The sequence below is a fragment of the Nioella sediminis genome (assembly GCF_001879695.1).
In the GTDB taxonomy this organism is placed as follows: domain Bacteria; phylum Pseudomonadota; class Alphaproteobacteria; order Rhodobacterales; family Rhodobacteraceae; genus Nioella; species Nioella sediminis.
The window spans coordinates 1-8803 of record NZ_MNBL01000128.1 but is presented as its reverse complement, the minus strand read 5'-3'; the positions used below and the strand labels follow the sequence as shown (position 1 = coordinate 8803).

Genomic DNA, 8803 nt, shown 5'->3' with positions numbered 1-8803 from the left:
AAAGCCCGCGCCCGCCCCGGCGCAGGCGGGCTGGTGCCGGATGAGACCCATTTCCTGAATGCGCTGAAAGAAAGCATCGACAGCGGTCAGGTGCCTGCCGACGAATTGCTGGCGCATTACAACGGTGACTGGAACGGCGACCTCAGCCGGATCTATTCCGAGTTCAGCTACTGACGCTCAGACCCCGCGCGCTTCCTTGTTGCGCTGGATTTCCGGCAGCACGCGCGACTGGTAGTAGGCCTTGAAATCGGCCTGCTGCTGCGCGCGCATGGCGGCCTTTATCTCTGGGTCCAACTCTCCCATCAGGGCGGGGTGATCGTTCAGCCGGCGGCGGGGGCCGAGCGGGTCGGGGCCATAGCCATTACGCCCGTTGCTGCCGGGCAGACAGAGCAGCACCAGCATCCAGATACCGCCAATCAGCGGCACGAACATGATGAAATACCACCAGCCGCTGCGGTCGGTGTCATGCAGGCGCCGGACCATGGCTGAGAGGCTGGGCATGAAGAACAGCAGGAAATGCGCTGCGGTGAAGATCCAGACATTGTTCATGAATCCGGCGGGCAGCGTACCGCTGTATTTCATATCCTCCAGGATCTGCGGATTGGCGAGGAGATAGCTTAGGAACCAGGCCGAGATGCCGATTCCCAGAAGGGTCTGGAACAGCACGAACCACCAGTATTCCGACCGCGTGGCACGGCCCGAAAAGGTGAAGCTTTTCATGTAGCAGCTCTTGATGGCGCCGAAAAATCCCATGTTGTCCTCTGGGTCACGAGTTATATCCCGCGCTTATTGGGCCACGCGACTATGGCCGGAGTGGGGCGGTCGCGGGTCCGCTCTGCGGCTTTGGCGGACCGGATCGACCCTGGATGTCCCGAAAAAGGCTTTGGGGAAGTTTTTATTGAACCGATTTCGGGTTTCGGCTCTCTTACAGTCACTGTTTACAATCAAGGAGCTCTGGAAATGCGCGATTTTTTTATTGGTGCGTTGGATAAACTGATCACCGTCATCGTTATCCTGATGATCATCGGCGTGGTCGGTGGCGCCCTGTTCACCATGTTCAGCCCGATGGGCGGTTTCCTTCAGGGTCTCGGACTGCTGATCTTCGGCGGGCTCTACGTGATCCTGATGGGCGGCATGATGTATCTCTTCCTGGGCATCTACCATAACACCAAGCGGACGGCCGAAATTCTTGAAAGCCGTGGCTAAGGCACCCTGACGCTGCGCCCGCCATAAGGCGCAGCGTCTACCCTGAGGTCCAGCACGAAACCGATCACCTTCGCCTCGGCCATTTCACAGGGCCGCAGCAACGCGCCGGAACGGGTGCGATAAAGGTTCAGGCTGATATAGTCCTTACCGCCCAGTTCCTCGGCCACCAGCTTCTGACTTGCCCCACCCGTAAACCCCGATTTCACAACCACATAGCGGCGGTCGTAGGCCGTGCCTGTAAAGGTGCCGAAGGGCAGCGCGTCGAAAGCGTCGAGGAAATCCTGCAAGGCCTAACCCTTGCGACCGATCCGGGGTTCCTCGCCCGCGATCAGGCGTTTGATATTGGCGTCATGGCGCATGAAGATCAGCGCCGCCAGAAGCGCGGTGGCCAATCCGGCGGACGGCATGCCAAGAACGCTGACCCAGACCGGCGACAGGGCGGCGGCAATCAAAGCAGACAGCGAGGAAATGCGGAAGACGCCCGCGACAAGCGCCCATGTCAGGCAGGCCGCGATCCCGGCAGGCCAGAACAGCGCCAGCAACGTTCCGAGGAAGGTCGCCACCCCCTTGCCGCCCTTGAAGCCCAGAAAGATCGGGAAGCAATGGCCCAGGAAGGCGGCAAAGCCCGCGATCTGTGCTGCGTCCTCTGCCAGCGCGTAGCGCGCAATCAGCACCGCGATGCCGCCCTTGCCCGCATCCAGCACCAATGTCAGCGCGGCGGCGGGCTTGTTACCGGTGCGCAGCACGTTGGTGGCGCCGATATTGCCCGACCCGATGGCCCGGATATCGCCAAGTCCAAAGAGCCGCGCCATGACAAGGCCGAAGGGCACGGACCCAAGCAGGTAGGCCAGCCCGGCGGTGACCGCCAAGAGGGCGGCAGAGGTTTCGAAAACAGGCAGCATCAGGCGGTCCTTTCGAAGACGGGCGCGCCCGAAACGAGCGTCATCAGCACCTTGCCCTCCATCCGCATTCCGTCAAAGGGGGTATTTTTCGACTTCGAGCGCAGCGTGAAGCGGTCCAGCAGGAAGGGCGCGTCGGGGTCGAACAGCACCAGATCGGCGGGGGCCTCTACGGCCAGCGTGCCGGTTTCCAGCCCAAGCCTGCGCGCGGGGTTCAGCGCCATGGCGCGGAAGAGCTGCGGCAAGCTCAACTGCCCGGCGAGGTAAAGCCGCATCGCGGCAGGCAGCAGGGTTTCCAGCGCCACCGCGCCCGAGGCCGCCACTTCGAAGGGCAGGCGTTTCGATTCCTCGTCCTGCGGGGTGTGCATGGAACTGATGATGTCGATCGTGCCATCGGCCACGGCCTCGACCATGGCCAGCCGGTCATCCTCGGCCCGCAGCGGCGGCTTGACCTTGAAGAAGGTGCGGTAGTCGCCCACGTCGAATTCGTTCAGCGTCAGGTGATGGATGGAGACACCGGCGGTCACGTCCAGCCCGCCCGCCTTGGCGCGGGCCAGTGCGGGCAGAGCGGCGGCGGTGGTGATCTGGTCGGCGTGATAGCGGGCGCGGGTCATCTCGACCAGCGCCAGGTCACGCTCCAGCCCGATGCGTTCCGCCATCGGCGATACGGCAGGCAGACCGCGCAGCGAGGCGAACTTGCCCGATGTCACCGCCGCGCCCGAGGACAGCCCCGGTTCCTGCGGATGCATGATGATCAGCGCCCCAAGCGAGCGCGCATAGGTCATGGCGCGGGTCAGCACCTTGGTATCGGTCACCACGTGGTCGCAATCGGTGAAGGCCGCCGCCCCGGCATCCAGCAGAAAGCCGATCTCCGTCATCTCGCGGCCTGCGCGGGCCTTGGTCAGGGCCGCCATGGGCAGCATGCGCACCGGGCTGACCTGTTCGCCCCGGCGACGCACGAATTCCAGCGCCTCGGGCGTGTCGATGGGCGGCGTGGTGTCGGGACGGGTGACCATGGTGGTCACCCCGCCGGCCGCTGCCGCCGCGCCAGCCGTGCGGATGCTTTCCTTGTGCCGCTCGCCCGGTTCGCAGGTCTTCACCCCGATATCGACGATGCCGGGCGCAAGGCATTTGCCGCCCGCGTCAACCACCCGCGCCTCAACCACAGGGGTCTTGCCGGTGCCGCGATCCGCGATGCGCCCGTCACGGACCAGCAGCCATCCGGGGGCGTCGGTCTGCGCCTCGGGGTCGATCAGGCGGGCATTGGTGAACAGGATGGCGGTCATGGGCGCCCCTCTAACTTGGCTTTCGCCTCCAACAGGCGTTGGTGGATGGTGTCCGCGTCGGGGATCAGGACGAACCCCTTGGACCTGCGCGTGGTGCGCGACCCGAGCTTGCCGCCCCGGTTATGGCGCACCCGTGTGTGCTGCTTCACCTCGTGATGGAACAGCACCGATCCGGGCGGGCCGGGGTCGAAGTCGATCCGAAGCATACGCTCCAGCGGATAGCGCGTGGTGGTGCCGCGCTCCTCGATATAGGCGGCGAGGTCTGTCAGGGCATAGTGCGTGGACCGCCTGCGCAGGGCACTTGTGACCGGAGACACCAGCGCATTCCAGAGACCGATCGCGACAAAGCCCAACCCGATGAACGGAAAGAGAGAGATGGGAAAGGGAACTTGCGGATCGGTCAGCATGTCCCGCAGGTTGAGAAACCAGACCGCCCCGAACGCGACCACAAGCCAGCCGAGGATCGACGGGGCCGCCCAGAAATGGCGCGGCACGATCTGCCCGGCGGGCTGCCCCTGCCACAGAACGGTTTCCCCCGGTTCCACGCGCGGCCCGGTCATTCCGCCGCCTCCCGCAACTCGCGCCGTGCCCGGCGCATCAGGCCGTAGACATGCTGCGAGTCGTCGATCTGATGAAAGCCCAGGAACCGGATGCGGGTGCCATTGCGGCCGCTGACCGGCATGGCCCCGTGCTTCATGTGAAAGATGACCGAGCCGGGGGTGCCGTCTTCCCAGACGATCCGGTCCATATCCTCAATCGGCCAGCTTTCCAGCGTTTTCCTGCCAAATGCGTTGCGGGCGATGAACGCGGTCTGATTGGTCAGCGTGTACCATGTGCGCCCGCGCAGCCAGGCATCCAGCAGCAGCCGCCCCCCCAGCATCCAAAGGCCGACAGCCAGGAACGGCAGGCCGAATAGCGGGAAGAAGCTGAACGGGAACGGCACGCTGGTGTTCGCGGTCATGGCATAGGCCATGCCGATCCAGAACAGCGAGAAGCCGGTAAAGAAGACGCCCATCAGGGTCAGAGGGTTGATCAGCCCGCGCCAGTTGATGGCCGTGTGCGGCTGGCCCTGCCAGAGGATCGCCTCATCCGGCGCAAGAATGCCTTGCCAGCTATCCGACGGGGCGCTCATGCGGCGTTGCCTGCGCGGGCCATGGCGGCCTCGATCTTTGCCACCACGGCGGGACGGTCGGCGATGTATTTCATCAGGTGCTTGTCGCCGGTGCGGGTGATGATCTGCACCGCGCTGCCAAGGCTGCGCAGCTTGTCGATCTCGGCCAGCCGGACATGGCGGTTGTCGGGGCCGGAAAGGTCGGTTTCGGTCAGCACCCATTCGGCATTGGCCTCATCCGAAGCAAGGTAGAAGGCGCGCACTGCAACCGCCGCCAGCCCGCCGATTGCGCCTGTCCAGACATGCGGATTGCCCATGACCCACAGCACCCCCATGCCAAGCGCCATGGCCACCGCCGCGATCCAGGCATGTTCGCGCCAGTAGGTCGCGCGGTCGGCGCGGAAGGTGATGGCGTCAGACATGGGCGGCCTCGCGCTCGGCCTTCAGGTTCTGGGCCAGCAGCTCCATCGCCGCCATGCGCACCGCGACGCCCATTTCCACCTGCTCCTGGATGACGGATCGGTTGATGTCATCGGCGATGGTGCCGTCGATTTCGACGCCGCGATTCATGGGTCCTGGATGCATGACGATGGCGTCGGGCTTGGCGTGGGAAAGTTTTTCCGCATCAAGGCCATAGCGGTGGTAATATTCGCGTTCGGAGGGGATGAAACCGCCGTCCATGCGTTCCTTCTGAAGCCGCAGCATCATCACCACGTCGGCACCCGCCAGCCCTTCTCGCATGTCCTCGTAGACCTCGACGCCCCAGTCGGCAGCGCCCGAGGGGATCAGCGTCGGCGGGCCGACCAGCTTCACGCGGTTTTCCATCTTGCCGAGCAGAAGGATATTGGACCGCGCCACGCGGGAATGGGCGATGTCGCCGCAGATGGCGATGTTGAGGCGATGGAGCCGCCCCTTGGCGCGGCGGATCGTCAGCGCATCGAGAAGCGCCTGTGTGGGGTGTTCATGGCGTCCGTCGCCCGCATTCAGGACCGCGCAATTTACCTTTTCCGCCAGCAGGTTGACCGCCCCGGAATGCGGGTGGCGCACGACCAGAAGATCGGGATGCATGGCATTCAATGTCAGCGCCGTGTCGATGAGCGTTTCGCCCTTCTTCACGCTGGAGGTCTGCATCGACATGTTCATCACGTCCGCCCCGAGCCGCATGCCGGCCAGTTCGAAACTGGCCTGGGTGCGGGTGGAGTTCTCGAAGAACATGTTGATCTGGGTGAGCCCGGCCAGCGCGGTGCCGTGCTTGGCGCTGCCGCGGCCCATCTCGGCATAGCGGTCGGCATGGTCCAGCAAAGCGGTGATTTCGGTGGGGTGCAGGGGCTCGATGCCCAGAAGGTGGCGCTTGGCGAAGGTCATGGCGGCCCGTCCTGTAAGGTCGCTTCGCGGTATAGGCAGCGGGCGGGCGCGGGGCAAGAGCGGGGTTCGGCGTGGTGCGAAAACAGGGGGTGCCCCCCGTGCACCGGGCGTGCACCCCCCGTACACCCCCTGTGCATATGAAATGCGGTTTCGCCGCCTGTCGGCGTCGACCCGCGAGCGGCCCTTCTCAACCCCCGGCTTGCGCCGGAGGCCTCGGCGGTCCGCGTTTCCACGGACATGTTGAGAGGGCGGCGCGCCGGGTGCGGTGGTCGCGGTCGTGGCTGCGGCGGGAAGCCTCCGGCGGAGGTATTTTTGCCAAGATGAACGGCTTACGATCGGGGCAAGGGCTTTTGCATCATGATCTTGAGGCCGGTTGCCTTGGTGACTGTCCAGCCGAGATGGCGGTAGAGGCTGATAGTCTCGGTGAGGGCGGGGACATCGGCCGCACCTGCGCGGCGCAGGGTCAAGTCGTCGGGCATGGCGCGGCTCCTTTCCGTATCCTTCAGACGATGCCGCCCATTTACCTTGCCCGCAAGCGCGCCTAGCTTGGGGGGATGGAGTCGCAGCTGGAGTATCATACGGCGCTGGCCTGGCTGGAATGGCAGGTGGAGCTGGGCGCGGACGAGGCCATCGGGGAGAGCCCGGTGGATCGGTTTTCCGCGCCTGAGCCTGTGCGGGCTGCCGCATCCCCGGTTGCAGCGCCCGTGGTGAAAGCCGAGGAGGCCGATCCGGTGGTCGAGGCGCGGCTGGCGGCGAAGCGGGCCGACAGCCTGGAGGCCCTGCGCGCCGAGATGGAGGCCTTTGACCATTGCGACCTGCGCCGGGGCGCGCGCAGCTTCGTCTTTTCCGATGGCAACCCGGCGGCGCGGCTGATGATCGTGGGTGAAGCGCCGGGGCGGGACGAGGATATTCAGGGCAAGCCCTTCGTCGGGCGGGCCGGGCAGCTTCTGGACCGGATGTTTGATGCCATCGGCATGGGGCGTGACCACCCGGACGCGGACCAGTCGCTCTACATCACCAATATCCTGCCCTGGCGGCCGCCGCAGAACCGCGACCCGAGCCCGGCGGAAATGGCGATGATGCTGCCTTTCGTGACCCGCCATATCGAGCTGGCCGCGCCCGAGATCGTGGTGCTGATGGGCAATATCTCTTGCGACGGGCTGTTGGGGCGGCGGGGGATCACCCGGCTGCGCGGGCAATGGCAGGAGGTGCAGGGGCGTCCGGCGCTGCCCATGTTCCACCCCGCTTATCTGCTGCGCCAGCCTGCCAAGAAGCGCGAGGCCTGGGCGGATCTGCTGGCGTTGAAGGCGAGGCTGGCGCGGTGAAGATCCTGGCGTTTTCCGACCTGCATTTGGCCCGCAGCCGCGCCGCCGATCTGGTAGCGGCAAGCGCTGAGGCCGATCTGGTGATCGGGGCCGGGGATTTCTGCAATATGCGTCAGGGGCTGGGTGAGGCGATGGAGTTGTTGGCGGGGTTGCAGGCGCCGATGGTGGTGGTACCGGGCAATGCCGAAAGCGTCGATGAGTTGCGCGAGGCTGCGGGTCCGGGCGTGACCGTCTTGCACGGTGAGAGTTGCGAGATCGGGGGGCTGACGCTCTTCGGGCTTGGTTACGGCGTGCCGGTGACGCCCTTCGGGTCGTGGTCCTGCGATCTGACAGAGGCTTTCGCGGCGGAGTTGCTGGCAGGTTGCGAGACGGCGGATATCCTGATCACCCATTCGCCGCCCAAGGGTGTGGTGGACCGCACATCGGCGGGGCAGTCGGTGGGGTCCACCGCGATCCGCGCGGCGATAGAGCGCATCCGACCCCGGCTGGCGCTTTGCGGGCATATCCATGACAGTTGGGGTCAGGAAGGCCGGATCGGCGCGACGCGTGTCGTGAATCTCGGGCCGCGTGTGAACTGGTTTGAGGTTTCCCCATGAGCCGTATCGACGAGAGCAAGGACTTCATCCCGGTCCGCATCGCGGTTCTGGCCGTCTCGGATACGCGCAGCCTGGCCGAGGATAAATCCGGCGATGTGCTGGAGGGGCGCATACGCGACGCGGGGCATATTCTGGCAGACCGCAGGATCCTGCGTGATGAACGGGCAGAGATCGCGGATCAGCTGCGCGCATGGTGCGCGGACCCTGAGATTGACGTGATCCTCACCACCGGTGGCACCGGGCTGACCGGGCGCGATGTGACGGTGGAGGCGCATCGGGACGTCTATGAGAAGGAGATCGAGGCCTTCGCCACGGTCTTTACCATGGTGTCTTTCCAGAAGATCGGGACCAGCGCGGTGCAGAGCCGGGCGACCGGGGGCGTTGCCAATGGCACATACCTGTTCGCCCTGCCGGGATCTTCTGGCGCCTGCAAGGATGCCTGGGATGAAATCCTGCGCTGGCAGCTCGATTACCGGCACCGGCCCTGCAACTTCGTCGAGATTTTTCCGCGTCTGGACGAGCACAAGCGACGGAAATGATCTGCTTGCCCGTGTCAGCTTGTGCTTGGCGGTTTTGCGCCGCCGCTCTATCTAGCTAGACAGGACGTCCAAAAGGCCACGGCCCATGCGCTTTTTCCGCCGCTCCCTTGCGGGGCTTTTCCTCATTTCGCTCACGCTCGGGCTGCTGGTCTGGGCGGGGTCCACGATCTATGCGTCGTTGCAGGCGCGCTGGGCCGAGGAAGGCCGCCCCTCGATCGCGCGCGAGAGGGTGTTTTCGGCAGAGGTCGTGACTTTGACCTTGCAGGACGCAACGCCGGTTTTGACCGCGTTCGGAGAGATCAACAGCCGCCGGACGCTGGAACTGCGGGCCCCGGCAGCGGGCACGGTTCTGGAACTGGCCGACGGGTTCGAGAACGGCGGCGAGGTGGCCGAGGGCGCGCTGTTGTTGCGGATCGACCCGGCAGAGGCGCAGTCGGCGCTGGATGTGACCGCCACGGATCTGCGAGAGGCCGAGA

The 8803-nt window shown here is 65.2% G+C and carries 13 protein-coding genes and 2 pseudogenes; 6 read left to right on the top strand and 9 right to left on the bottom strand.

Going from position 1 to position 8803, the window contains the following annotated elements:
* Window positions 1-174, top strand: a pseudogene (locus BKY26_RS20710) (glutamate--cysteine ligase); the annotation flags it as partial.
* 3 nt (window positions 175-177) lie between these two features.
* On the opposite strand, the gene BKY26_RS15630 reads toward BKY26_RS20710, so the two are convergent.
* A complete protein-coding gene (locus BKY26_RS15630) occupies window positions 178-753 on the bottom strand; it encodes a DUF805 domain-containing protein (protein WP_071691317.1) in 576 nt (191 codons plus the stop codon).
* Between the two features lie 207 nt (window positions 754-960).
* Here BKY26_RS15630 and BKY26_RS15625 point away from each other — a divergent pair, with 207 nt between their 5' ends.
* The gene (locus tag BKY26_RS15625) at window positions 961-1206 is read left to right on the top strand and encodes a hypothetical protein (protein WP_071691316.1); all 246 of its coding nucleotides are present in this window, start codon (window positions 961-963) and stop codon (window positions 1204-1206) included.
* On the opposite strand, the gene BKY26_RS15620 is transcribed toward BKY26_RS15625, so the two are convergent.
* From BKY26_RS15620 to BKY26_RS20310, 8 genes are all read right to left on the bottom strand, one after another.
* Window positions 1203-1493 (bottom strand): hypothetical protein, encoded by a 291-nt coding sequence (locus BKY26_RS15620; protein ID WP_071691315.1) that lies wholly within the window; start codon window positions 1491-1493, stop codon window positions 1203-1205. The genes BKY26_RS15625 and BKY26_RS15620 overlap by 4 nt on opposite strands.
* Before the next feature lie 3 nt (window positions 1494-1496).
* Window positions 1497-2105, bottom strand: a complete 609-nt coding sequence (gene plsY, locus BKY26_RS15615; protein ID WP_071691318.1) for a glycerol-3-phosphate 1-O-acyltransferase PlsY — start codon at window positions 2103-2105, stop codon at window positions 1497-1499.
* Window positions 2106-2107: 2 nt separating this feature from the next.
* On the bottom strand, window positions 2108-3391 hold the full coding sequence (pyrC, locus tag BKY26_RS15610) for a dihydroorotase (protein WP_071691314.1): 1284 nt from the start codon (window positions 3389-3391) through the stop codon (window positions 2108-2110).
* Window positions 3388-3951: a hypothetical protein gene (locus tag BKY26_RS15605; protein WP_071691313.1), complete on the bottom strand. Its 564-nt coding sequence runs from the start codon at window positions 3949-3951 to the stop codon at window positions 3388-3390. Before BKY26_RS15605 ends, pyrC begins: the two co-directional genes overlap by 4 nt.
* Window positions 3948-4523, bottom strand: coding sequence for a hypothetical protein (locus BKY26_RS15600; RefSeq protein ID WP_071691312.1), 576 nt, complete (start codon window positions 4521-4523; stop codon window positions 3948-3950). The genes BKY26_RS15605 and BKY26_RS15600 overlap by 4 nt, the downstream gene beginning before the upstream one ends.
* Window positions 4520-4924, bottom strand: coding sequence for a hypothetical protein (locus BKY26_RS15595; protein WP_071691311.1), 405 nt, complete (start codon window positions 4922-4924; stop codon window positions 4520-4522). The genes BKY26_RS15600 and BKY26_RS15595 overlap by 4 nt, the downstream gene beginning before the upstream one ends.
* Window positions 4917-5867: an aspartate carbamoyltransferase catalytic subunit gene (locus tag BKY26_RS15590; protein ID WP_071691310.1), complete on the bottom strand. Its 951-nt coding sequence runs from the start codon at window positions 5865-5867 to the stop codon at window positions 4917-4919. Before BKY26_RS15590 ends, BKY26_RS15595 begins: the two co-directional genes overlap by 8 nt.
* A 329-nt stretch (window positions 5868-6196) precedes the next feature.
* Window positions 6197-6346, bottom strand: coding sequence for a hypothetical protein (locus tag BKY26_RS20310; RefSeq protein ID WP_158514348.1), 150 nt, complete (start codon window positions 6344-6346; stop codon window positions 6197-6199).
* A 75-nt stretch (window positions 6347-6421) separates the two neighbouring features.
* Here BKY26_RS20310 and BKY26_RS15585 point away from each other — a divergent pair, with 75 nt between their 5' ends.
* From BKY26_RS15585 to BKY26_RS15570, 4 genes and pseudogenes are all read left to right on the top strand, one after another.
* On the top strand, window positions 6422-7192 hold the full coding sequence (locus tag BKY26_RS15585) for a uracil-DNA glycosylase (RefSeq protein ID WP_071691309.1): 771 nt from the start codon (window positions 6422-6424) through the stop codon (window positions 7190-7192).
* Window positions 7189-7788, top strand: a complete 600-nt coding sequence (locus BKY26_RS15580) for a metallophosphoesterase family protein (RefSeq protein WP_071691308.1) — start codon at window positions 7189-7191, stop codon at window positions 7786-7788. Before BKY26_RS15585 ends, BKY26_RS15580 begins: the two co-directional genes overlap by 4 nt.
* Complete coding sequence (gene moaB, locus BKY26_RS15575) at window positions 7785-8327, top strand: molybdenum cofactor biosynthesis protein B (protein WP_071691307.1); 543 nt, start codon at window positions 7785-7787, stop codon at window positions 8325-8327. The genes BKY26_RS15580 and moaB overlap by 4 nt, the downstream gene beginning before the upstream one ends.
* Before the next feature lie 85 nt (window positions 8328-8412).
* Window positions 8413-8803, top strand: a pseudogene (locus BKY26_RS15570) (efflux RND transporter periplasmic adaptor subunit); the annotation flags it as partial.